Genomic DNA, 24,994 nt, shown 5'->3' on the forward strand with positions numbered 1-24,994 from the left:
TTACCCTCCTTGTCCTTATCGCGCTTGCTCTTTGCTGGCTGCCTGCCGGTGCGGTGCGTCCGGGGCCGCTTTCAGTTCCCGCAGCTCCAATTTTACGGATGATTTCTCACTGCCTGCTTTTTCAGCCAGCCGGGCCGCGCCGCGCTCCATCCCGGAAAAGGTCTTGCCGCAGGACAGAAACAGGCCCCGCAGCTTGGCAAGCACGCCTTTGTCGGCCTCCAGCTCCTGGGCCTGCTGTACTTCTTTGCCTGCAAGGGCGCGCCCGGCGCTTTTCATGTGGATTCCCGCCTGATGCAGCTCCTCCCGGAATACATCCAGCTTCCCGGCGCATTGCTCCATCGCCTTGCCGGCATGAGAGAAGCCGTGTTCCATGCGCGAGAGAACGGCGGGAATACGCAAAGCCTGCACCGCATGACGCAGGGCGGAGCGCCCCTTTTCCTGAAAGGTCTGCACCATGCGCCCGGCAGAGGAAATGAGGTTTGCCTTGGCGGTGGAAACCATCGCTTTTACCTGCTGGATTTTGCCTTCCGCCGCTGTCACAAGCTGCGCGCATTTGGCCCGGATTCCCTTGTCGTGGAGCTTGCCAACCTCCAAACGGATTTCTTTCATCTCCTCCATCATCTGGGCCAGCTTATCCTCCATGCCGTCGATATACCCCACCAGGGCCTGCACTTCTTCCTTCTGCCTTTGAAGGTTGTTTTTCTCCAGCACAGAGAGAAGCTCGATGATCTGGGGATGTTCCCCCAGCGTATAGGTCAATTCAGCCATCTTATTTTCCTCCTATCAAAGCCATTATCGGGCTGGTTCCGCCTGCTTTCTGGCAGGCGGCAGCTCCCGGCAGTATTCCGGGTAACGGATTTTCATGCCCTCCATGAAATAGGGGGCAAACTCGCAGCAGAACAGATCTTCCGGGGAATAGGCGTTGCTGTGTTCCGGCTCGGTATAGCCGTTCCAAAGGTTAAAGGCCAAACGGCACACCCGGACGGTGCCGCTGGTCTGCCAACCGCCGTGCATACCCTCCGGTTTGATACAGTCCTGCTTGAAATCAAACATCTGGCGGATGTTGGCCCGTGTTTCCGGGGCAATCCCCATGACATAAAAGAAAGACTGATGATAGCAGTCATTTTTCCGGGCCTCACTCATCATCCGCAAAAAGAAATCGCGGTGTTCTGCGGACGCAAACCGGATATTGAGCCTGTTCATACCAAAACCTCCTCGCCGCCGAACACGCCCTCACCGGGCTTGGTGGTCATCAGGGCATACAGCTTTGTATTGCGCGGGAAACGGTTGACAAAAGGCACCAGTGCGCTGCCGTAGCGGATGAGGCCGCAGCCCGCGTCCGCGTTGGTGACATAGCTCATCTGCTCCTTAGAGATATTGAGGAGCTTGGAGAGCTTTTCCCGGTCGGAAGCCGCCTGGTTGAGCATGACGATAAATTCCGAGTTACTGAGCATGGTGCTGGCCTGGACGGAATCCAAAAGGTACTCCACGTTCTGGGTAATGGCCGTAGGATAAGCGCCGCGCTTTCTGAACTGCCGCCATGCGCTGTTAAAGAAAATACCGCTTTGCTCATTTTCAAACATCACATGGAACTCGTCGATAAAGACGTGGGTGCGCTTGCCTCGTTTCCAGTTGAGAGTCACGCGGTTCAAGATGGTGTCGGTGATGACGAGGGAACCGGCTGGCTTTAGCTGCTCGCCCAGGCCGTGGATGTCGAACACCACATAGGGCTTATTCAAATCCACCGTGCTGTCGCGGCCAAAGATGTCCAGGGAGCCGGTGGTGTAAAGCTCCAGGGAAAGGGCGATCTCCTTTGCCTTTTCCTCCGGCTGCTCCAGCAGCTTGTTCCGCAGGTCGCAGAGAGTGGCGGCCCGGCCCTCTTTTTCCGCCTCCGGGTAAACAAGGGCGGTGCAGCGGTCGATGATGGATTTATGCTGCGGCCCCACGCCGCGCTTGTCGATCTGCTCGATGAGGGACATAACAAACTGCGACTTCTCCACAATGGGATTCTGCTCGCCGTAACCCTCCACCATATACATGGAATTGAGCTTGTCTTTTCCGCCTGCCACCAGGTGGGCCACCGTAGCCTTTTCGCGGCCCAGGGCTTTCACCAGTGCGCCAAACTCGCCCTCCGGGTCACAAATGAGGATTTCATCATTGGCGTAATTGGGATGGAGCATAAGGAAGGCGATCAGCTCTTTCACCGCAAAAGATTTTCCCGCGCCGGGAACGCCCAGGTAAAAAGCCGACTGGTTTAACAGGTTCGCCTTGTTGCACATGATGAGGTTGTGGGAAATAGCGTTCTCCCCAAAGTAAATGCCGCCCTTGTCCTGGATCTCCTGCACCTTAAAGGGGATGAACACCGCCAAACTCTCGGTGGTGAGGGTACGGAAGGCGTTGATTTTGCGCACCCCAATGGGCAGGGCCGTGTTCAGCCCGTCAAGCTGCTGGAACTTGAGAACCGCAAGCTGGCACATATGCTTTCTTGCCACGGAAAGCACCGCCTCGGTGTCACTGTCAAGCTGCTCCTTGGTGTCGGCGGTGATCGCCAGGGTAATCACCGCAAACATCATGCGCTGGTCACGGGTGGTGAGATCGTCCAGGAACTCCTTGCTCTCTTTGCGCTGAAGCTCCATGTCATAGGGCACCACGGCGGAAAAGTTGTTATTGGCATTTTGGCGTCTTTGCCAGTTGGTGATGTTCGTTTCCACGCCCAATAAGCGGTTTTCTACCTCCCGCACAGCCTCATCCGTAGGCACCGGAACCACGTCAATGGAGAACATCAGATTGCGGTTGAAATCCGTAAGCTCCGTCACCATGTTGTCCTTGATATAGCTGGCAAAATCCTTGAGGAACAACACCCGGCAAAACTTGTCACCCAGCTTCACATAGTCGCTGTTCTTCTCCATGCTGTCGGGGCAGATATAGTCCTTGAAATCGTGGCCGCGCTTTGCCATAGCCGCCAAATCAAAGGAGAACTCTGCCTCCTCGCCCTGGCGGTAGAAATCGTGCAGGATACGTAGCCTTTCGGAAGCGTCCAGCTCCACGCACTTGGAACCCAGGGCGGCAAAGTGAGAAATGAGGTCGGCCCCCACGCGGGAAAAGTAGGCGCGGGCCTCCTCAATATCTTTCTTCACCACAGAGATGGTGATATATTTCTCCTGGGTGATTCCATTGGCCCCGGTGGCCTTATCGAGCAGCATTTGATTGTATTCCCTGCGGTACTCGTCCCGGAAGTCCTCCTGCATAGGCATGAGGATGGAGTTTTCAAAGTTTGCCTTATTCGTCCTCCGGTTGTTGATGGTGATTTTCGTCACCGCTCCAGAATCCAGGGAGTTGAGAAGCTCCGAGTAGATGAGGAACATACTCTCTTTATCCTCGCGGCTTGCCACCAGATAATTGATGTCGCTGAACTGATAGGTTTTGGAGAACTTGTTTCCGGTCAAAAAAATGCCGTCCTGCCAGATACGGCGGACGGGGATCACATCCTGCACCTTCCGGGGTACGGTATATCGCTCCTTGTCCTGCTTGGACATGGTTTTCAACGTTTTAATCATGGGTTGCCTCCTTCCGCTTGTAAAACTGTTTCGGCTCTTTGGGCTGCTTTCTGACGGGCCGCCCGGTCTGCCGCCCCTCGATCACATCTTTCAAAGCAGCATAGTAATAGTTGCCGTCCTCAAACTTTATCTCCTTTGGCTCCAGCATTTCCGAGCGCAGCCACGCCCAGATGAATTGTTCCGCCGTCATGCCGTGGTAGGTGATAAACCCCAGCATGGCAAAGGGGGACGCGCCCAAAATGCAAACCCAGGAAAGGGTTTCCACGCCAAAGTAGGGGCGCAGGAGAAAGTAAAGGCCCACGGCCACGCCGCAGGCCAGAATGGAAAAAATGAATTGCCGCATACTCAAACCGAAAAACATGGATTCGGTGTAGTTGCGGATTTCGCGGTTGATCTTGACTTCCAAAATGCCACCTCCCGTTATCGCTCAAACTCTTTTTTCTGCTTGCCCTGCGCCCCTCTGACAGCCTGCCGGTCATAGAGCTTCATCACATCCATGCCGTCATAGTCCGCCAGACGGGCCAGTTGCACCCTGGTAACGCCGTGCTGCTTGCAGTAGTGCAAATAGCTCTGCATACCTGCCTGGTGTTCGATCCCGCCCTGTAAATCTTCGATTTCATACCAGGCGCAGGCATGGGCCTCCGGCGACATACAAGCCAGGGAATATCCTTGCTCCAAAGGCTCAAACAGGTCGGAATCGTAAGTGAAGCACTCGCCGTAATGCGCAAAAGGCTGGTCGTTTTCCCGCAGCGGATGGAACCGCACCATATCGTCCTCAAAGGACGCATAGGCTATCACGTCCTCCGGGGAAGCCTTGCTGCCCTTGACCAGCAGATAGTCGATTTTGTAGTTTTCCTCATCCGGCACATCCAGCCCCCGGTTCCATTGATAGGATTCGGTACGCTTTAGGGCGCGCCCGGCAAGCCTCATCAGCTTTTCTTTGCTCATGTTCAAAACATATCCCTCCGTTTCTTAACGCTCCCGGCCCTTTTGCCGGGAAGATTTCTAAAACAGCCGAGAGGCAGCTTCTTTCTGTTCCTCCAGCCGCGCCATTTTCCATTCCTCCCTCAACGTCTTTGTGCTTTCGGGCTGTTTTTCGCCGGGGAGAAGATAGGTTTTCCCGTTCCGCTCGGCAGCGTGGGTGGGATAGCCCATGACTTTCAGCGCCTTCTGCACCTCCAGGACGTGTTCCGGCTTGGGCTGGCAAACGCCCAGATTGCGGTAGATCTGAAACTCGCCGTACCACGGCTCATTCTGAAAGTTGTCGGCGCGGAAGAACACATCCTCCCGGATGTCCTCAAGAGGCGTTTCCAGCACCTTGCGGCAAACCTCGTTTCTTGTATCGTCCATTGACTTTTCCTCCTTTACAGGCCCATCATCTCGCGCACCACGCGGTCGGCCATCTTCACAGCGCCTACAAGCACCAGCATATTGAACAGCAGCTCGCCCACATAGCTCCACACCTGGGTAACTGCCGCCGCGTTGGGGTCAACCGCAGGGGGTGAAGCCGCGAACAGGGAGAAGATAATGCAGGCCAGCACGATGATTGCCCCCTCCAGGCACACGGCGGCATAGCTTTTGATGAAGCTCTTGCCCACGTTCTGGCTGGGTTCCCCGCCAAAGGTGGACAGAGGCACCGGCGCGATGGCCGTGTATAAATAGAGCTTAAAAAACCGCCCGTAGACGGTCATAATCATAATGAAGCTGAGAACGGTGATGAACAGCCCGCCGATGAGCGTCACCGCCCACAAAGGGATACTCTCAAAGAAGCCGCAGCTTTCCACCGCGTCAATGATCTCCTGTGGGAGAACGGTCTGCTGTGCGGTTCCAAAGCCCGCCGCGTTCATAATGGTGGAAACAAGGCCCTGGACAATGTTAAAGAGGGCCATCATCAGCTCCAGCCCATAGGTCACGACACCCTTGGCAATGGCAAACCGGATGAACAGCTTTAAGGCGTGTTCCGGCTTTTTCACCTCGGCAAAGCTGCCGCAGGTTTTCACAATCCCGATGACAAAGAACAGCACCAGAAGCGCAAGGCCGATAGCCCGCACCGCGTCGTGGATGTTGACGATCACACTCCAGATGGAGCCGCCCTTAAACTGCTCCGGGCTTTGGGTGATAAGCTGCCAGATTTCAGACAGATACTTGTTCCAGGTGTCAAGGGCATTTTGCAGGTTTTGCACAACCCAGTTATCGGACATTCAAAGACCTCCTTTCCGGCAGAAACAGGGGCGGGCCGCTGTGGCCCGCCCCTATGCCGCCGTTTTTCATCAGCCGGTAATCAGGGTTAAGATTTCTTTAGCAAAGGTAATCACAACGCCGCCTGCCAAAGTGAGGAAGCCGTTGGCTCTCTGGCTGGGGTCATGGGATTTGAGAGAGAGGCCGATCTGCACCACGCCGAAGCCCAGCAGGATCATACCAATAGCCCGGATGAGGCCGAAAATGAAGTCGCTGAGGTTGTTGATAACCGTCAAGGGGTCGCTGGCAGCAAAGGCCGTGGTGGTGCAGCAGCACAGCATAAGCACCAGGGCCGAGTAGACGGTAAGGGCGCTTTTGCCCTTTTTGCTCATAGGCAGGCTGCGGGTTTCCTTGTTCTTCTTGCTTTCCTTGTTAAACAGTTTCATTTTGCTTTTCCTCCTTGAATTGAAAGATTTTCTCCATGTCCTCGTCGGACAGAAGCTCACAGGTCACATCCGGCTCCTTGAGATTTGCAAGGTCGCCGGGGGTAAGGCGGCTGATGGTCAAGCCCGCCACAGCGTTTTCCGTGCCGCCGTGGGCATAGGCTGGCGCGCCGCCATCGGTGGTGTATTTCACATTGGGGTGCTTTAGCAATTCGTACTTTTCATCCATCAGCGGCGGCTCGCCCCGGATAAAGAGCAGGGCCAGGCGGTTGTCCAGCATACGCACCTCGTCCGGGGTCATCAGCTCCCGGCCCGTGATCTGGTTGTTGGTAGAGTAGCTGCCCGAATGGCCGGTACTCTTGCCGTAGGTGTCCAGCCAGAGGGTGCTTTTGCCCAGATAGCTTTCCGAGATGAGCTTGTGGGTGGACGATTCGTTGCCGCCCAGGTAGAGAAATTCATCGCAGTTGCCCATGATGGATTCCCATTGTTTCTCGTACAGCGCCTTGAGCTGGGCGATGTTCTGGATGATGATGGACACAGAAATATTCCGTGAGCGCATGGTAGCCAGCAGCTTGTCGAAATCATCGGGCAGGCTGACATTGGCAAACTCGTCCATCAAAAAATGCACCGGCACAGGCAGGCTCCCGCCGTGTACCCGGTCGGCGCTGTAAAACAATTCCTGAAAGGTGCTGGCATACAAAAGGCTCACTAAAAAATTGAAGCTGGCGTCGTTGTCCGGGATGAGGGCAAAGAGCGCCACTTTCTTTTCCCCCAGGCTGGCAAGCTCCAGCTCGTCGGTGGCCGTGAGGGCCGCCACGGATGAAAGGTTGAACTTCTCCAGACGTGAAGCAAGCGTGATCTGGATGGATTTTAAGGTCTTGGCGCTGCCGGAGCGGTAGTCCTTGTAATACTTCACCGCGATGTGGTCGGGGGAGCGCATTTCCAGCCGTTCAAACAGCTCATCCAGCGGGGATTGATAGCTGTCGTCGTCCTCCCGCACCTCACCGGCCCGCAGCATTTCCATGACCATGGGGAAGTTTTTCTCGTCCTCCGGGGCCTCGTAGTGGAGATAGAACACCAGCGCCATAAGAAGCATACTGGCCGCCGTATCCCAGAAGGGGTCGTTTGACTGGCTCCCTTTGGGGGTGGTGGCTTTGAACAGGTTCGTCACCATCTTCTGCACATCGTTGTCGTTTTTCAGATAGGCAAAGGGGTTATAACAGTGGCTTTTGTTCATGTTCAAAAGGTCAACCACCTTAATCTCATAGCCCTGCCGTTCCAGCAGGCCGCCGCAGTCCCGCAGCAGCTCTCCTTTGCAGTCCAGGATGAAAAAAGAGGTGTTGGCCTGGCAGATATTGACCTTTGCATAAAAGCGGCTTTTTCCCGCGCCGCTGCCGCCGCAGACCAGGGTGTTTAACGTCCTGCGGTGCTTTTTCCCGTCCAGCCCCATGCGGACGTGCTGGGTAAAAATGCGGTTTTGAAACGGGTTTTTATCCCGGTATTTCCGGTTCACGGCCCGCGGATCGCCCCATTTGGCGGAGCCGTGTTCCTCGCCCCTGCGGTAGTTGCGCCTGGATGAGAGGTAAATGCCAATGCCCAGCCCGTAGGCGGCAATAAAAATGAGGACAGTTTTTACACTGTCCTCACACCATGCAATCTGAAAGGGATGGTTCATTGCCGCAGGCAGGGCCTCCAGGATTTCGGAAAGCCCCCCGGAAAGAGAGGGCGCAATGAGCAGGGCAAGCCAGACTGCCGGGATCAGCCCCAGGGCATAGAGCCAGGGGCCTCCCGTTTTGTTATCGGGCTTCATCACGCCGCTTCGCTTTCCTGTCTTTTTGGGATGGGGCGTCAATGGTTTTGAGAAGCACGTCCTCCACCGGGCCGGGGTCGCGCTGTTCCTCCAGCAGATCGTTTCGCAGTTCGTTGAGGGCGCGGATCATAATGCCATGCTCGTATCTGTCCAGCGTGAGGACAACCTTTTCCTGTCGTTCCATTCATTCAGCCTCCTTTACCGTTCCTGTTCTTTCTGCCTGCCCGCGCGTGAGAGGCCCATGGCCCTTGCCATGCGCCCGTTGATCTCCTTAAACGTGTCGCGCATATCGGTGAGGGCTGCCGGGATTTCCTCCTTGGGGTCTTGCCCCTGAAGCACGCCGTCCAGCCGGGAGATGTTGTAGCCTCCCGCTTCCACGCCGTACCTCTGGCAGAGCATATAGCTGACGGCATAGGCTTTGTAGCCTTCGGTTTCGCGGGAATACTCTGCGTTGCTGCGGGCAAGCTGGGCATTGGCAAGCTCCAGAGAGACGCAGCGGAAGATGTCCGGCGCGTCCATGCCCTTTTTCACCAGGATGGCGTTCTGTTCCGGGTCGAACATGGCCCCGCGCCCCTGGCCGGGCAGCTCCTCCACCGCGCGGATGGGCACGGGGGAATTGCTGATGAGGGCCTTTAAGAGCAGGCGGTCGTCGTAGCTCACCTGGGGCTGGGCCTCGTCCCGCGCCGTGGTCTGGGAAATGTCAAAGACCTCCTTGGCATAGAAGTTCTGGCCCACGCTGCCGTCCTCGCGGCGGTATGCCTTGCCCGGCTCTAAAATGATGATGGGCAGGCGCTTTTCCTCTTCCAGAATCTCAACGCCCTGGGAAGCCCACTCCTTGTAGCCGCCCACACGTTTAGCGTTGGGGCATTGCTCCCCGATGAGGATGGCGTTGCGGGCGGAGTGGAAGGGGAAGCGGCTCTGGGTGTCCAGATATGCCTTCATGTCGCCGTGCCCTTCGGAAAACGCGCCGAACACCCTGTCCAGGGTGGCGTAGGCTTCCTTGCGCTGCTTTTCCTCGCGGATCTGCCACCACTGTTTTTTCGGCTTCTCCTTTTGCGGCTCCGGCTTCTCGGTGGCCTCCGGCTGGGGCTGCTGTTCAAACAGATCGTCAAAGTTATTCATGGCCGATTACCTCTCTTTCGATTTTGGTTTCTTTTTGGGCTTGGGCGGCTGGTGCCGCGTGGTTTTCTGGGCCGCCCTCTTTTGGGGTGCAGCCGGTTCCTCCCTCTTTGCAGCCTCCGCCTCTTTCTTCCGCTGGGCCTGGATGTCACGAAGCTCCTGACGGACAGACGGCTTCTGCGGCTCATCAGAAGTACCCCTTGCGGACTTGCTGCTGTTCTCTGAGATAGGCGCGGACGGATGGGATTTTTCCTCCGCTGGGGTAAAAGGGACGCTTTTCTCCGCAGAGGGGTTTTCCGGCTGGCTTTTCTCTTTTTGGGCTGGTTTTTCCATCAGCTCGTCTAAGAGCCTGTCGTCCTCGCTCTTTTCCGGGGCGGCTTTTTCCGGGGCCTGCGGCTCGCCGCCGCGCTCCTCGCGGGATTTTTCGATGTCCTCCTTGATGGACGCCGTATCCACCACCGTGAGGTTGAACTTATCCACGATCCGGTTGGCCCTCGCCGCGTCGTCCTCGAACACCAGGATGTCGATGGTATCGTCCCCCTTCCTCACCGGGATGGGGGCATACAAAATGCCGTAGCCCTTGGCCTGCCTGGCAAACTCCGGGCAGTCCTCTTTTTTGAGGGTGTAAACCTTTAAGGGCCGCTTTTCCCGCAGCATGGCCTCAATGCGGGCCTTGCCTTTTGTTTTCTTCTGGTCTTTCAAAATGGTATAAAGGGCTGCGGCCAGATTTTTAGCGGCAACGCCGGTGATCTTAAGGGCAACCTCCGCGCCCTCAAGGCTCATGCGCACCACCTGCTCCGCCGCGTCGCCTGCGTGATTCATAACCGATCATCTCCTTTCCAGCCGTTTCCTCCGGCCTTGTTCCTCGCGGGTTTTCTCTGTTTTTCCAGCCTGCTGTTCCTCGCGGGCAGCCCGTATCTTTTCTTTGAGGGAGAGGGAGCGCGCCGCAATGTCCTCACACAGCTTCACCTCCCGGCGCAGGGCTTTGATCTGCGCAGAAAGGGCGGAAACCTCCGCCCGGATTTGTTCCTGCCGGGCAGGGTCGGCAAGCGCCTCCTTGGTGCGCAGCTTCCGGTACAGGTTTTTCCGCTGTTCGGTCAGGCTGACAAGCCGGGCTTCCACATCCGATTGGTAGGCGCTGAGTTGCTCCAGGGTGTCAACGCGCTGGCGGGAAAGCAGCCTTGCCTCGTCCGTCAATTCCTCTGCCCGGATCAAGTCATTCCGCAGCGCGTGGGGCACATGGCCCCGCTGCCGGTTCTGCTTTTGGGGGAATACCCCTAAAAGGTAGCAGTAGTGGAAGTAGAGGGCGCGAAAGCCCGTGACCTTCCTGGCCTGCTTCAAGTCCCCCAAAAGCCTGCACCGCCTCGGCTCCGGCGTTTCCACCCTCTGAGGGCGGCGCTGGGCCAGAATCCGTTTGCGGATGTTCTCCAGAGAGTAGTCCTCGCCTAAATTGCGCACCAATTTCCTGCCATGGGGCCGGTCGTAAGGGCGCACCGTGATGTCTTTCCCCACCTTGATGTCGTAGCCCATCTGCCGCAGGCGGTAAAAAAACTGCCTCTCCGTCATCGACTGGCGGATGGCAGCGTCTACATCGGCTTTGATGAGGGAGAGATAAGTGGGGCGGCCCTCCTGCTCGGCCCGCCATTCCCCGTAGTGTTTGGATTTTCCACGCTTTGGATTTTCAATGACAGAAAGCCCATACTCCCGGCACAGCCGGTCAGATTCCCTCTGCATGTCGAAGTAATCCTTTTCCGTGCGGTGGTATTTGATCCCGTCGAGAAACGAAACCGTGTTCACCACAAAATGGTTGTGCAGGTGGTGGGCCTTGTCTAAATGGGTGGCAACCAGCACCTGGTATTTCTCGCCCCACAATGCCTTTGCCAGCTTCAGCCCGATCTCGTGGGCCATTTCCGGGGTGGCCTCGCCGGGGGCAAAGCTCTGGTAGCCGTGGTAGGCTACGGTGCCTTCCTCCTTGCCGAACCGCTTTTTGACGGCGATCATCTCATCGCGGGCGGTGGTGGGGCTGCAATTCACCCCGGACACAAACCGCTGCATGACGGGCACATCCTCATCGTCCACCGCAATCTTTCCCGTTTTCTTCTGCTGGACGGCGTACTCAATCACATCGGAGAGGCCCTGGGCCTCCTTGCCGTCCATGCCCTGTTTCTCGTAGGCGGCAGGGTTTTCGGTCTTATCCGGGTTTTCGATATAGATGAGAACCTTGCCCAGCCAGCCGTTCACCCGCCAGATAGACGTGGTAGCCATTGCTTTACTCCATAGGCTTTGGCAAAATCACCGCCCTGGTGATGTCCCGGATGAGCTGGTCAAACTTCCGTGTTTCTTCCTCGTAGCGGCGCTCGTCTATGACGCCCAGCACATGGGCTTTCTGGGCGATCTGGTTTAAGTTGTTTCCAATGCCGTGCAACTCCCGTATAAAGTCAAAGTATGCCGGGGGCGGCGCGTCCTGGGGAACCAGGCCGTTTATCAGGTGGCGCAGGTACACCTCGCGGGAAAGCCCGCTGCGCTTCACCTTTTTGTTGAAGGCTTCCGCCTCTTTTTTGTCCAGCCAAAACTGGACGTGTACGTTGCGTTTTCTCATTCCTCCGAATCCTCCTTCCTGCCTAAGCGGTTGATTTGAAGCAGGCACATAATCAGCACGCCGAACACGCCGCCCAGCAGAAACCCAATGGCAAAAAACAATCCTTCCATAGAAAACCTCCGTTCTGATAAAGGGGTATTAGGGGGCGTTCCCCCTAACAAGCTGCCTTTGTGGTATCACAAAGGCGATGCTTGCTGGTACATATACATTCCATTCCCCGCAGGGGAATACCGAACGCCCGAAAAAACAATTCATCGTTCGCCCCGGTCGCGGCTGCGGCCTCTGGGGTAGAACTCCACATCCCTGAAGCTGTCTGCGTCCAGGATATATTCGCCGTTTTTCCATCGCTCTTCCACCATCCGGCGGTCCTCCTCGCGGCTCGCTGCCTCCACCGTGACCGTCATTTCCATCGTCTCTCGAATTGCAATGTCATACTCGTTCATTGGCCTGCACTCCTTTCTGATTCTAAACTTGGGCAACAAAAAAGAGCGCCCTTTTTCAGAACGCTCTCCAATCGGATGTTTTAATTTCATCTTGCCTTTTCCTGTTTTTGACGGCGGCGGGTGGGGATGGCAAGGAGCTTCCGCACTCGGCCCTCCAGGTGCTTCTCAATGGCCTGCAAGTGTTCCTCCGGCAGATTGAGGCTTTCATGCCGTTTGAACCGGAAGCCGATCATCCGCCGAAGCTGCTCTTTCTGTCTGGCCCCCATGACCTCCGCGCACACCTCCTCATAGGAGATGTTGTAGGGGTTGGAACGGGTTTTCGCATACTCGTCCAGATGGGCATAGTCCTCTTTTCCCGCATAGCAGAACAAGGAAAGCCCGTTGTCAAAGACAGGGGCCGGGGCGATAATCTTCCCACTGTGGTTGTCACGCAGAACGCCGAAGTTGCCAAAGTGCCGATCCTCGTTGTAGATCAGCGCGTCGAACACCAGCATACTGCAAAGCTGCTCGGAAAACTCCGTCCCCAGCTTCTCGTACCAGGCAAGGCAGGCAGCTATTCCTCCGGTGCGCACAATCCGCCCAATGGGGATATATGCCGTGTCGATGTTCGTAAACAGCTCACACTTCGAGGCCGTAATGCCTTTCCAGTTCTCCAGATCGTAGTGGACGGCGTTTAACCCCATGGTTTCCGCAACCTGCGACGCATAGTATTCGCAGTAGGGTTCCCGGCCTGCGTTGGACGCGCCGGTGGTGCCGCCTTTATAAAGATAAATCCCGTCCTGCTCCACATAGCGCCACGCTTTGGGCAGCATACCGCCTGTGGTAAGCTCCGGGGAAGTGGTAAATGCCTGACGGCTTCCGCCCGCGCCGGTGTAGGCCACCAGGGCCAGAATCTCGGAAAAGCGGTTTTCATAAAGGTTGTATTGGGAAAACTTCCCCTCAAACCCCTCCGGCACCACCCAATAGCTGTCGTTCAAAGACAGCCCCTTGCAAACGTCAATGATCCCCTTGGTATCGTTATGGCTGAGGCCCAGGGTTTTCAGAATCTCATCCACAAAGGCGCGGTTTTTGGGAATCACCCGCCGCTCCAGCCAGTGAATAACGCCCTCGCCGGTGCGCTCCATATCCAGGGGCAGTAAGTGGGTCTGTTCCTCATTGGTATAAAGGATTTCGGCCACCAGGCCGGACAATCCCTGCTTCTCCATTGAAAAGCGCATAAGCTCCGTGTCGTAGATACGCAGACTGTAAATGTTGCTCATAGGTTCCTCCTTGTCGTCCAAAAGAAGGGAAACGTCTTTCCCCAGCGCGGACGCAATCTTCAAAATCATATCCAGCGTGGGATTCTGCACACCGCTTTCCAGGCGGCAGATATTGGAGCGCTGGGTTCCCACACGCCTTGCAAGCTCCGCCTGAGAAACGCCCTGTTCCAGCCGGGCCTCTACAAGCTGGGCAATAATTTTTTGCCGTCCATGCAGTTCATCCATGTTCTCACCTCGTCTATAATGTTATCATAAAAGATAACATTATGCAAGGCGAATGACAATATCACCTTTCGCTCATCGTTCTTGCTCCTTTCCTTTCGCGCCCCGGATAGGAATACCCAGCCTTCGGCACAGGTAGTCGTTCACATCCTTTCCCCTGGGCGGCGGGCAGTTTTTGACCTCGTATTCTTTGGAGATCACTGTCTGGATGGCTTCGGCGGCCATCCTGCCGGGGCCGTCGTTGTCCAGATGGAGATAGACGGTTTTCACATGAGGATAATCCTCTAAAAAACGGGTGAGGGCCACAGGCAGCTTGCTCTCCGCAATCTTTTTCTTCGGCTGATATACCCCGGCCAAAGACAGCAGGTTGTGCTGTTTCCAGTCGATTCCGTCCAGCCTGCAAAGGCTGGCATAGGACATGACATCAATGGCACACTCACACAGATGGACAGCCGGATTTTTCCCGCAGGCGGGCAGGGCAAAGGAATAGTGCTTGTCGCTGCCGCTTAAATCCCCGTGGAACCGGCCCTCGCTGATCCCTCGCAGGCAGCCAAACCGCGCTTTTCCGGTTTTGTCAAAGCCGACGAACACCACATTTCCATGGCCCTTATTCCGGCTCTCATAAATGCGCCCGGTCTGGACGCAGAAGTCCAGCACCTCCATGGAAATCCCACGGCCTTTGAGGTAGTCCAGCATAGCCTGGTTGTTTGGGGCGGGCGGCGGCAAAAGCAGGTGCTTCGGTTTTTCTTCCCTTGGAACGGACGTAAAGGACGGCGGCGGGGCGGCAGCCCTGCCGGCAACGGCCTCCATTGCCTCCATGAAAGAACAGCCCTTGACTTTGATGAGGTAGTCCAGCGCGCTGTAACCGCCGATCCCACGGGAAAACCAGCACCATTTGCCATTGGAAATACGCAGGCTGTCGTGTTCCCTGGTGCAGTAGACATTGCCGGAAACATGGACAAGCTCCTGCGGCTCACAGGCTTGTAGATAGGTGAACAAGTCCACCTCCCGCGCTTTTTCGATCTCCTCCTGGTTGTAAAAAGGCATAAAAAAATACAGCCCCCTTCCCATAGCCACAAATTAGCTGCCCGCATGGGGCAACCGGCTATGTAAAGGGGGCTGTATTCTTCGGATATGTAAAAGGCCGACTGGACTATTCCAATCGGCCCCGTGAAAGCGTACAATTATTTATTTCATCGCCATGATACAAAGCCGATGCTTTGTTTCGTCATGGTCAACGATAATCTTTGAAAAGCCAGCGTCTTTCAAAAAATTAGAAAGCTGTGCTTTATCAAAAATCTGCAAGCCCTCTATGACATCCAGCCACTTTTCATCACTTCTATTTGTACCGTCAGATTCATTTACAATCAAAAACAAGCCATTCGGTTTTAATACTCGACAGACTTCCCGGAAACTTTCTGTAGGCCCCGGCCAAAAATAGACGGTTTCAAAGGCTGTGGCCAGATCAAAACTATTTTCTGAAAAAGGCAGTGTAGCGACATCTCCCTGCAATACCTGGCACCTCTTATGTTGGATTTCCCGCCGATTGACCTGTTTTGTTTTTTCTACGGACACCTCAGAATAATCCAACGCGGTCAACGTCGCCTTTGGAAAATTATTAAGAAGCTGGGCCGCATTGCGTCCGCCACCGCAGCCTAATTCTATGATCGTCTGGGGCTGGATAGAAGATAAATGCCTTATGCCCCAGTCGGACACCCCCGCATGAGCTTTATTCATTCCGCTTACCATCATCTTTCCTAATATCCCGTCCGGCTTCCGGGTATTACTAAAATATTTTTTTATCAGTCCCATTTTCCTTACCTCTGAAATGAATTAGTTGTAGCTAACCGCTTTTATTATACAGCACTTTTTTGAAAAAGTCCATCTTGGTATGTAAAAGGCCGACTGGATTGCTCCAATCGGCACAGGGGAATCAACGCTCCAATCCCACAACCTTCCGTTCCGGGACTTCTTCGCCCTCATCGGGAACGCTGTCAATGAGCGTCTTGTCTTTCTCATCCACTTTCAGCAGGACGTTCAGTTCATTCAATCGGGCGGTTTTTTCCGCCAGCTCCTCCTCGCGGGCAAAGGGCGCGCCCAATTCAGCGCGGGCATTTTCAAGCTGCCCTTTTGTTTCCTCCAGGCTGCTTTGCTCTGCCTGCAAGCTCCCCGCAAGGTTTTCAAGGGCATTGTCCAGACGGGCGATATTGCCGAACACATCCGCGCCCAGCGTCACCGTATGGGAGAGGGTGCCTTTCAGGGTAATGCGGTACTCGTTGCTGATACCATCATAGGCCAGCACCATGGAAAAGCCCCTGTATTCTCCCAGCAAAACCGCGTCGGAGCCAGTCATTTTGCTGCAAACGTCGATGATAGCTTTGCCAGCGTCCTCTTTTTCGGCATACTGTTTGCCCTCGATCACCATGCCGCAGAAGCCCTCTTGACCTTTCGGATGGGCGGCTGCCAGCGCCACATCCTTCTCATAGCCCGCAATCCGTTCTGTAATCCGAGCGATGTCTGCCGGGTATTCGCGCAGCACCAGCTCCTCCAGGGAATACCGCTGATTGAGATAGCTGGCCTTGAGCATATTGAGCTTTGCCACCTCCATATCCAAATTGCATTTTTCAATGATGAGAGGGTTGCCGGTGGCCAGCGCCTTGATCTCGGAATAGCTGAGGGCCGTTTCGTCCACATCCTCTGCCACTCGGACAGGGGCCTTGCTGGTCATGATCTGAGCAATGAATTTCTGCTTGTTTTCCACAAGCTGGTAAAGGTAAGCGTCAAACGTACCCTCGGTTACATAGCGGAAGATTTCCACCTCCTCGTTTTCATTCCCCTGACGGACAATACGGCCCAGCCGCTGCTGAAGGTCGGAAGGCCGCCAGGGGCAATCCAGATCGTGCAGGGCGATCAGCCTGTCCTGTACGTTAGTGCCAGCGCCCATCTTCTGAGTGCTTCCCATCAGCACTCGTATCTGCCCGGCACGGACTTTCGCAAACAGCGCCTTCTTTTTTACCTCACTGTCGGCGTCATGGATGAACGCGATCTCATCCTCCGGGATACCCTGCTCCATGAGCTTCTTTTTCAGATCGTCATATACGTTGAAAGAGCCGTCTTTGGTGGGCGTGGACAGATCGCAGAATACAAGCTGGGTCGAACGCTGTTCTTTGGTCTGTTCCCAGATTTTGTAGACGTTCCGGGCGCAGACAGCCACCTTGCCGTTTGGGTCGTCGGCAGCCAGCGGGTTGATAAGACGCATATCCAGGGCCAGCTTGCGCCCGTCATTGGTAATGCGCAGCATATTGTCCACATGGGGGTCAACGCCTCCATCCCGGATTTTTTCCGCCCGTTCCGCCAGCCCTTTCACCATCTCCTGCTGAAGCTCGGACGGCTTGATAACCTCTGTGTGAAAGTTGGCCTTTGGCACGGGAAGATGGAGCATATCTGCCGTCTGGATGTCGGCCACCTGTTTGAAAGCGGCCATCAGCTCCGGCAGATTGAAAAACTTGGCAAACCGGGTCTTGGCCCGATAACCGGTGCCTTCCGGGGACAGCTCGATGGCGGTGATGGTTTCTCCAAAGTCGCTGGCCCAATCGTCAAAATGGATGAGGCCCATTTCCTGCAACAGCCCGTACTGCAAATACCGCTGGATGGTGTAAAGCTCCACCATACTGTTCGAGATGGGGGTGCCTGTGGCAAAAATTGTGCCGCGCCCTCCGGTGAGTTCATCCAGATAGCGACATTTCATAAAGAGGTCGGAACTTTTCTGCGCTTCGGTCTGGGCGATCCCGCCTACGTTGCGCATTTTCGTCATTAAAAAGAGGTTCTTAAAATAATGGCTCTCATCCACAAACAGGCGGTCAACGCCGAGCTGCTCAAACGTCACCACATCGTCCTTGCGGCTCTGGTCGTTCAGTTTTTCCAGCTTTGCCTCTAAGGATTTCCGGGTGCGCTCCATCTGCTTGACGGTGTAGCGTTCCGCCTTCTGTGCTTTGGCCTGTTCAATGCCAAACAGGATTTCATCAATCTGCTGCTGTAAAATGGCCTGCTGGCGCTCGGCGCTCATGGGGATTTTCTCAAACTGGCTGTGGCCGATGATAACCGCGTCATAGTCGCCGGTGGCAATACGGCTGCAAAACTTCTTGCGGTTTTGTGTTTCAAAGTCTTTTTTCGTAGCAACCAGAATATTGGCGCTGGGATAGAGCTGGAGCCATTCCGCCGCCCATTGTTCCGTGAGATGGTTTGGCACCACCACAAGCGACTTGGTGCAAAGCCCCAGCCGTTTCATCTCCATGGCGGCGGCCACCATTTCAAAGGTTTTGCCCGCGCCTACCTCGTGAGCCAGCAGGGTATTCCCGCCGTACATAACATGGGCGATGGCATTGATCTGGTGGGGCCGCAGCGTAATTGCCGGGTTCATGCCCTCGAAACGGATATGCTGGCCGTCGTATTCACGGGGACGGCTGGAATTGAAGGTTTCGTTGTAGATGGCGCACAGCCGTTCCCTGCGGTCGATGTCTTTCCAAACCCACTCGGAAAACCTCTGCTTGATAAGCTCCTGCCTGTCCTGGGCGATAGCGGTTTCTTTTTTGTTGAGAACCGGCTTTTTATTGCCATGTTCGTCCTCGATATAATCAAAAACCCGCACATCCTTCTGGTTCAGGGTTTGCTCCAGGATGTGGTAGGCGCTCATGCGCTTGGTGCCGTAGGTGGTGTTAGCCTTGACATTGGCCCGGTCAAAGTTTTTCTCGGTGATATTCCACTGGCCGGTGGACTCGGAGCGCAGGATTTTGATACGATTCTGGGCCTGCCCATAGGGAGTGAGCAGCTCCACCATAAACTGCTGATATACGTCGATAGGAACCCAATTCGCGCCAATACGCACACCGATCTCCCCAGCGCCCAGGTCGTGAGGCTGGACAGCCTCCAAAGCCTCCACCTGTTTACGGGCGGCTGCCTTTTGGCTGTCCGGGGCCGCCTCCAGAAAGGCTTTTGCCATCCGCAGCTTGCGGCGTACATTCCCCGAAAGGTATTCGTCCGCCGTCACGGGGGAAAAGGCTTGCAGGCTGAGGGAAGCTCCCCGCAGCCTGTCCGGGTTTTCCGGGCCTTCGATGTTGCGGAAAATCACGCCGGAAAGCTCGGCCTCCAGTTCCTCCGGGGATTTGCCGGAAAGCTGGGCCATATACTCCATGTCTACACGGGCTTTCTCTGCAATCGAAACAGCCAGGGCCTCGCTGGCGGTGTCCACGCTGGTCACAGCCACATGGGGCCGGATGGTGCGTTTGGTGAACATATCCGTTTTTCTTTTTAGGCTGCCATCTTCGTCCAGCACCTCCAGAGAACACAAAAGGCAATAGCTGGAGTCCTCCGAAAAGGCCAGTTTATTGCCCCGGCTGCTGATAAGGCCGTATTTTTTTGTGAAGCTGTCATACAGGGTATTGAGCTTTGCCTGCTCCTCTTTGACGTCTGCGTCCGGATAGCCTTCGGTCTGGTAGTCGATGAGCCGGCGCACACATTCCCGCAGCTCGATCATGCCCCGGATTCGGTTTTCCGCCGTCACGGATACCTCCAAAGGGTGCATACGGCTGTTTTCCCGATAGTACACCTGTCCATCCACAACGGTATAACTAAAGTTCCTGACATTCGGGTCGGCGGGGATGGAGCGGTCTTCCTCCTCGTCCAGTTCCTCCAGCTCGTAGGGCTTGATCTCCGCCTGCAAAAACTGGACGGCTTCGGCAAGCAGCTCTGACAGGTCGGCCCCCTCGCGGGCTTTGCAGGCGCTGTCCGGGCCAAACCGCGTGGATTCCATCACCATGTCGCCTAAAACCATCTCCGGGTGCTGCACAAAATAGCTGTTCATGCGGATGCCGTTTTCATCCGTATCCAAATGCAGCCAATCCGGCTCCAAATCCGTGATATGGTCGCGCTTTTGCAGAAAGAGGATGTCGCTGGTGACTTTTGTTCCGGCATTTTGCTTGAAGGTGTTGTCCGGCAGGCGGATAGCGCCAATCAAATCGGCGCGCTGGGCCAGATATTTGCGGACGGCAGAGTTTTCCTTGTCCATGGTTCCCTTGCTGGTAACAAAAGCAATAACCCCTCCGGGCCGCACCTTGTCCAGCGCCTTCCCAAAGAAATAGTCGTGGATGAGCCAGTGGTGCTTGTCGTACCGCTTATCTATCACCTTGAAATCCCCAAAGGGGACGTTGCCCACCGCTACATCAAAGAAGCTGTCGGGCATTTGCACCTTTTCAAAGCCGTTCACGGAAATGCTGGCATTCTGGTAAAGCTGCTGGGCGATTCTGCCGCTGATACTGTCCAGCTCCACACCGTAGGTTTTGCTGCCTGCCATATCTGCCGGGAGAAGCCCCAAAAAGTTGCCGGTGCCGCAGGATGGCTCTAAGATATTGCCCTGCTGGAAGCCCATCTGGGAGAGAGCCTTGTAGATTCCCCGGATGACAACGGGCGGGGTATAAAAGGCGGTGAGGGAGCTGGCCCTTGCCGCCGCGTACTCGTCCTCGTCCAAAAGGCTTTTCAGTTCCTGGTAATGGGGGCTGGTTTCTTCAAAGCAGTCCGCAAGGCCACCCCAGCCCACATAGCGGGATAGCGCCTCCTGTTCTTCCGGGGTAGCCAGCCGTTCCTCGGCCTCGATCTGCTTCAAGGTACGGATGGCGGCTGCGTTAGCTGCATATTTTTCGCTGGGTGTGCCATGCCCCAGGGCGTCATCAGTGATATGAAAATCATGGCGCTGTTCCCTGGGGATTTCCGGGTGTAGAGGGGCAAAGGTCACGCGCTCACGGCGGGGGCGCTTGGGCAACTGCGGGAGCATTCTTTCTTTTAGAGGTTGTAATTCTGCCTGTTCCTCTGGGGAGAGAGCCTGTGCAGCTTGCTCGATTGCATATTGATTGGGGAAGTTCCTGAAAACGCACAGCCATCTGTTTTCATGAATGTCATAGACGGCAGCGCCCTCGTAGGCAAAGTCGCTTTCCCCCTCCATAACGCCGTCCACATACTTCTGTGCAGCCTGTTCCGCTTCTGCAAGCGTTTGATACCTCTGCTTGTCTACAAACCCTTTCTCCTCGTTAGGATACACGACTACTTGATAAGGCGGGGCCATCAGGCGGTCATAGCGCCCTATATCCTCCGGGGCAAGCCATTCCGGTTTTTCAGGGAGAGCAGCATATAATTCCCGCATTTTATCAAGATGCGTTCTTACATATCCAGACCAAAGGTGCTTTTCCGCCCGTTTGCCAGCCCCCAGAAAGTAATCGCAGTCGGCTTTTAGGCGGCTCAACAGCCGGTAATTCTCCTGAGAAGCCGGATCACCGTTAAAAATGTGGATGGATTCCAGTTCTTCCTCTGAAGCAGAGATAAGGTTATCAAAGACCAGTTCCTCCAGCTCGTTTTGGATGAGTTCCTCCAGGCTCTTGTACTGCCTGCGCTCCAGGAATTCGCCGTTCAGATACCTCTCTATGCGGAAGTTGACCAGATCAGCGTTGACCTGGATGGGGATTTTCTCATCTGTAATAGTGGTGTAGGCAAGACCCACATTCCCCAGGTCGCTGAAATCAGCAGGCTCGTTGTATTCATCCTCACAAAACTCGTTAATCAGATCCTTTGCCTTTTCCAGAAGTTCTGTATCCGGTTCCTCTGTCAAAAACTCACGCTCAATAAAGCCTGCAATTTCCCGGTTGCTTCCTTCGCCTCCGTGGGCTTGGTATTCGGCAATGCCGTCTGCGATCAATTCTTCGGAAGCCACAAACCCAGCTTCTTCCAGATACCCCGCAATTTCTTCCCGCTGGGCCTGTTCCGGGGTGAGTGCCGGGGGCAGCTCCTCCATTTCTTCTATACAAAGGGTGATGTCTGCCGCGATTTCTTCCTCCGGGTCGGCATGGTCGAGGAAAGATTGCAGAAGCCTTCGGATTTCCTCACGCCGGGCCGGGTCATGGAGCTGTTCTGCAATGGTTTCTACTGCCTGCGCGTCGGTATCCCCATAGCCCATCCGGGAGCCGTCAAACTCGCCAATAAAATACAGCACTTGGGCCGCCAGCTTGGAATAGGGGTCTGCGGCTTCTTCTTTTTGGGGTGGTTCCTGCACTTTGGGCGGCGTGTGAAACACGGGCGCGTCCTGAGTGGCGGAAACCGTCATTTCTGAGGTGTCGGCAATATGCTGAATCTGATCCCGCACCGTCTGGGGCATTTCCTCATCATAAAATTGCACGGTGCGGTCGGGGGCGATATGGGCCACCGTTTTGTAATCCCCGTGTTCTTCCTCCAGCCTGTTCCAGACAGTGAGGCCGTTCCCCAGATGTCCATAGCCCAGGTCATAGGCTTTTTCCGGGGGCATGGCGGGGGCCGCAGGCTCCTTGTGTTCCGCAAAGAGGGTAAAAGTACCCTGCCGGAACGCAGAAAGGTTTTCAAAGGCTGTTTGCCGCCACTTATACATCCGGTCGTCCTGCGGGGTGGCTTCCCACACCGGCACCATCATCTGGTAGATTTCCTCCACGCGGGCCGGGTCGTCAAGCTGCGGCTCGATGAGCTTCACCGCGTCCCAATAGTCAAAGCCAAACGGATAGGGGTGCGGCTGCTCCTGGGGTACGTTCTCAAAGAAAGTGTGGATGTTCCGGGCAAGCTGGTGTTTTTCATACTGCGGCATAGCGGCCCGGTCATCCTCGGATAAAAACCGCCCCTGGGCGATCATGGCGCTGACGCGCTTTTCCACCGCGTTCCATTTCAGCTCCACCTTGGCGTAAGGCTCTGTGATACTGCCATGGCTGAAATGGACGCCCTTGCCGGGCTGATAGGTCACGTTGTCATTTCCGCCATGATACCCGCTGTATTCCCCATGGTAATTCTTTAAGAAATCCTCGCGCTCCCTGCGGTCTGTGTGGTTGCGGTAAAAGGAATACACTGCCAGCCGGTAGTCGGTGCTGCGTTTTCCTCCGCGCAAAAGTCTGTCAATCTCATCCATGGAGATATACAAACGCCGCTGAGGGTCATAACTTTCAGCGGCGGTAAAGTGCAGAGGTTCCCGCTGTAAATCTGTAAGCTGTGCTTGCAGCACAAGAGGCCGATAAAAACGGAAACGCAGAATGTCCGGGTTATCCTGATAGGCTGCGGCAAACGCTTCATATTCGGAGAGGATGGCCTGTAAGCTATCTTCCCGGCCTAACAGCCCTGCGATTTCCTCCACTGCCTCCGGGAATCCACCTGGTTTATCATAGATGGCTCGCAATGAGGGGAAAAACCGCTTTTCTTCATCCTCAATGTCACGGAACATCAGCAGCAGCCGGTCGGCCAGGTCATGGATTTCATAGTGATCTACTTGGTCAAGCTCGCTCTGGGGCATATACCGCCCCAGCTCCAGCAGTTCCCGGATACGGGCTGCCGCCTGTTCCCAGGAGATAAGCGTGGCGCTGGAACCCTGGGCGCTCTCGCCCCCGGCTATGCGGATTCCTTCGGCATTGTACCAGACAGCATACTTGCGCCCATCCAGACAGAAGCCCGCGCCGTTTTCCCCATAGTGTTCTGCAAGGAAACGGGCGTTGTCTGGCTTATCCTTTTTGAAATAGGCGCAGATGGTGAGGCGGCTGTTCTCATGGTTGGAGCCGATACAAAGTGCCTCATCGATCACCTGCTGGGGCAGCGCATGAGAAAAGAGGGAAATCTGGTTTCCGCCTTCCGACTGCGGCTGGCTGAAAACTCCAAAATCAAAGAGGGACATCTGCTGGCCCTCCTGTGTGGGGAGCTTGCGGATGTCCGTCTGGATAAAGTATTCTTTTTTGTCGATGAGCTGGGCTGTCCATTCCGCCACCAAACCCCAGGAAAACACGGCTTCTTTGGTGCGAGATGGGTAAGAGCCTTCCCACATGAGCAGCCCGTCCTCCTGCGGCTTATACCCCAGGCGCTGCCCATCTGCAATGATTTCGGTGTACCTGTCCTGGTAAGCCGTTTTCAGATAATCGGCCCGTTCCTGCGTATCCTGGTGGACGGAGAAGAAAAGCTCGATCTGCTGTTTCTTATACTTGAGGTCATCGTCCTTATTGGCGATAACGGCCATGATCTGCTTTTCATCCAAAAAAGCGGGCAGCTCTGGGCTGTCCGCTTCCTCTGCATTTAGGGTGCTGGGCTGTTCCGGTTCGGAAATTAGTTGTAAATCAGCTCTTTCAGTATGATCTCCTCCGCTGCGTTCTGAAGGTTGTTCATCAGCCCTACCCACTTCATCGGGTCGCGCTCCTTCAGCTCCTCCGTCACGCCGTTCTCTTTGGCCATCTGTGTCACCATCTGCTCCATCTGGCGCTGGGCCGTCTGCTCGATCTCCGCCAGATGGCTGGAGAGCTGCCCGCTGGTCAACAGGTTCGTGTAGGTGATCCTGCGGTGTTCTTTCAGAAACTTCTTCCGAAGCAATGCGTATTTCCCAGAGGGAGCCTCCGGCTCCTGCGGGGGCAGAAGGTTCGGCAGGTTGTAGTCGCCCTGTCTCGTGTATGTGATCCCGTTCATTCTCAAAACTCCTTTCTGACGGCTGGTTTCTCTGTTCAGTTACAGCATACTGGATTTGCGGCTGGCCTGCAAATGTGCGATTCTCTTTTTGGGGCTGTCTTTGCAGGGCGAGGACGGTGCGGGAAATCTCGGAAAGGCACATCTGGGAGATGTCGCCGGTGGCCACGCCCAGGGCGTTGAGGGTTTCCGGCGTGTTAAAATTCAGCACATCCCGGAAATCCTCATCCTCAAAGGTTCCGGCAGGGTCAAGGCCGCAGCGCACCATGAGCATATATCCAATGCTGTTTTCCAGGGCCTTGCGGTACAGGACTTCCACGTTGTATTCGTCCAATTCCTCTAAAAAGCTGCCTTCCGTAACGGTTTTCAGTTCGGAGAGGTAGTCCTGGATGTTATCCTCCACTGCGTTTTTCGCCGCAGAGAGCAGGGCCGCGCCCAAATCCTCCTTATGCTCCAGCTCGCCAAAGCTGTTCTCCAGCGTTTCGATGATTTCCGGTTCATATTCCGGCCTCACAGCCCAAAGAGGGATGGACTGGGGGAAGTTCCCCTCATGGGTGTCGGAAATGTCAAAGTAATATTTCAGCCGGGGCCTGCCCGTATGCTCGCCGTCAAAAACAGCAATGCCATTCGCGCCCCGGTTTACCCAGCGCCCAAACCGTTTATTCCATCGCTCGATCTCCAGGACGGCGGTGGCGTCCGGGCGCTGGGCATAGACAAGCAACTGCTCATCAAAGGAAAGACGGTAGTTGCGGCAGGCTGAGGCAAGAAATGCCTGCCACTGTGCCGGAGCTGTCACACTTCGCTGGGTTTCATGGTACAGCTCCGTCAATGCTTTGTATCGTATCGCCATCGGTTGCACCTCCTTTTTTG

At 55.4% G+C, this 24,994-nt stretch carries 20 protein-coding genes; all 20 read right to left on the reverse strand.

All coding sequences use genetic code 11. The features are described from left to right. Nucleotides 1–15: 15 nt before the first annotated feature. Entirely contained in the window at nucleotides 16–768 is a 753-nt protein-coding gene (locus BN3911_RS03140) for a DUF6674 family protein (RefSeq protein ID WP_008818623.1), read from the reverse strand. Nucleotides 769–792: 24 nt separating this feature from the next. Continuing rightward, a complete protein-coding gene (locus tag BN3911_RS03145) occupies nucleotides 793–1,203 on the reverse strand; it encodes a DUF6075 family protein (RefSeq protein ID WP_008818622.1) in 411 nt (136 codons plus the stop codon). Continuing rightward, nucleotides 1,200–3,557 (reverse strand): VirB4-like conjugal transfer ATPase, CD1110 family, encoded by a 2,358-nt coding sequence (locus BN3911_RS03150; RefSeq protein ID WP_008818621.1) that lies wholly within the window; start codon nucleotides 3,555–3,557, stop codon nucleotides 1,200–1,202. Before BN3911_RS03150 ends, BN3911_RS03145 begins: the two co-directional genes overlap by 4 nt. After that, nucleotides 3,550–3,963, reverse strand: coding sequence for a PrgI family protein (locus tag BN3911_RS03155; RefSeq protein WP_008818620.1), 414 nt, complete (start codon nucleotides 3,961–3,963; stop codon nucleotides 3,550–3,552). The genes BN3911_RS03150 and BN3911_RS03155 overlap by 8 nt, the downstream gene beginning before the upstream one ends. Nucleotides 3,964–3,977: 14 nt before the next feature. Beyond that, nucleotides 3,978–4,511, reverse strand: coding sequence for a hypothetical protein (locus BN3911_RS03160; RefSeq protein WP_008818619.1), 534 nt, complete (start codon nucleotides 4,509–4,511; stop codon nucleotides 3,978–3,980). Between the two features lie 51 nt (nucleotides 4,512–4,562). Further along, nucleotides 4,563–4,907 (reverse strand): hypothetical protein, encoded by a 345-nt coding sequence (locus tag BN3911_RS03165; RefSeq protein WP_008818618.1) that lies wholly within the window; start codon nucleotides 4,905–4,907, stop codon nucleotides 4,563–4,565. A 14-nt stretch (nucleotides 4,908–4,921) separates the two neighbouring features. Beyond that, nucleotides 4,922–5,758, reverse strand: a complete 837-nt coding sequence (locus tag BN3911_RS03170; protein ID WP_008818617.1) for a VirB6/TrbL-like conjugal transfer protein, CD1112 family — start codon at nucleotides 5,756–5,758, stop codon at nucleotides 4,922–4,924. Nucleotides 5,759–5,827: 69 nt separating this feature from the next. Then, nucleotides 5,828–6,181, reverse strand: coding sequence for a hypothetical protein (locus tag BN3911_RS03175; RefSeq protein WP_008818616.1), 354 nt, complete (start codon nucleotides 6,179–6,181; stop codon nucleotides 5,828–5,830). Further along, complete coding sequence (locus BN3911_RS03180) at nucleotides 6,168–7,988, reverse strand: VirD4-like conjugal transfer protein, CD1115 family (protein WP_022299213.1); 1,821 nt, start codon at nucleotides 7,986–7,988, stop codon at nucleotides 6,168–6,170. Before BN3911_RS03180 ends, BN3911_RS03175 begins: the two co-directional genes overlap by 14 nt. Further along, on the reverse strand, nucleotides 7,975–8,172 hold the full coding sequence (locus BN3911_RS03185; protein ID WP_008817033.1) for a hypothetical protein: 198 nt from the start codon (nucleotides 8,170–8,172) through the stop codon (nucleotides 7,975–7,977). Before BN3911_RS03185 ends, BN3911_RS03180 begins: the two co-directional genes overlap by 14 nt. Before the next feature lie 14 nt (nucleotides 8,173–8,186). Next, nucleotides 8,187–9,110 carry a hypothetical protein gene (locus tag BN3911_RS03190; protein ID WP_008817034.1) on the reverse strand — a complete coding sequence of 308 codons (924 nt, stop codon included), beginning with the start codon at nucleotides 9,108–9,110 and terminating at the stop codon, nucleotides 8,187–8,189. Nucleotides 9,111–9,116: 6 nt separating this feature from the next. Beyond that, nucleotides 9,117–9,929: a PcfB family protein gene (locus BN3911_RS03195; RefSeq protein WP_008817035.1), complete on the reverse strand. Its 813-nt coding sequence runs from the start codon at nucleotides 9,927–9,929 to the stop codon at nucleotides 9,117–9,119. 6 nt (nucleotides 9,930–9,935) lie between these two features. After that, nucleotides 9,936–11,372, reverse strand: coding sequence for a relaxase/mobilization nuclease domain-containing protein (locus BN3911_RS03200; RefSeq protein WP_008817036.1), 1,437 nt, complete (start codon nucleotides 11,370–11,372; stop codon nucleotides 9,936–9,938). A gap of 4 nt (nucleotides 11,373–11,376) precedes the next feature. Continuing rightward, complete coding sequence (locus BN3911_RS03205; protein ID WP_008817037.1) at nucleotides 11,377–11,706, reverse strand: plasmid mobilization protein; 330 nt, start codon at nucleotides 11,704–11,706, stop codon at nucleotides 11,377–11,379. Continuing rightward, nucleotides 11,703–11,816: a DUF3789 domain-containing protein gene (locus BN3911_RS16940; protein ID WP_008817038.1), complete on the reverse strand. Its 114-nt coding sequence runs from the start codon at nucleotides 11,814–11,816 to the stop codon at nucleotides 11,703–11,705. The genes BN3911_RS03205 and BN3911_RS16940 overlap by 4 nt, the downstream gene beginning before the upstream one ends. Nucleotides 11,817–11,957: 141 nt before the next feature. Then, complete coding sequence (locus tag BN3911_RS03210; RefSeq protein WP_008817039.1) at nucleotides 11,958–12,149, reverse strand: DpnD/PcfM family protein; 192 nt, start codon at nucleotides 12,147–12,149, stop codon at nucleotides 11,958–11,960. An 86-nt stretch (nucleotides 12,150–12,235) separates the two neighbouring features. Beyond that, nucleotides 12,236–13,633 (reverse strand): helix-turn-helix domain-containing protein, encoded by a 1,398-nt coding sequence (locus BN3911_RS03215; protein WP_008817040.1) that lies wholly within the window; start codon nucleotides 13,631–13,633, stop codon nucleotides 12,236–12,238. 72 nt (nucleotides 13,634–13,705) lie between these two features. After that, nucleotides 13,706–14,677: a DUF3991 and TOPRIM domain-containing protein gene (locus BN3911_RS03220; protein WP_008817041.1), complete on the reverse strand. Its 972-nt coding sequence runs from the start codon at nucleotides 14,675–14,677 to the stop codon at nucleotides 13,706–13,708. 141 nt (nucleotides 14,678–14,818) lie between these two features. Then, nucleotides 14,819–15,442 (reverse strand): class I SAM-dependent methyltransferase, encoded by a 624-nt coding sequence (locus BN3911_RS03225; RefSeq protein WP_008817042.1) that lies wholly within the window; start codon nucleotides 15,440–15,442, stop codon nucleotides 14,819–14,821. A gap of 121 nt (nucleotides 15,443–15,563) precedes the next feature. Next, nucleotides 15,564–24,974, reverse strand: coding sequence for an LPD11 domain-containing protein (locus tag BN3911_RS03230; protein ID WP_022299212.1), 9,411 nt, complete (start codon nucleotides 24,972–24,974; stop codon nucleotides 15,564–15,566). Nucleotides 24,975–24,994: the final 20 nt, after the last annotated feature.

Source organism: Neglectibacter timonensis (genome assembly GCF_900048895.1).
Taxonomy (GTDB): domain Bacteria; phylum Bacillota; class Clostridia; order Oscillospirales; family Acutalibacteraceae; genus Acutalibacter; species Acutalibacter timonensis.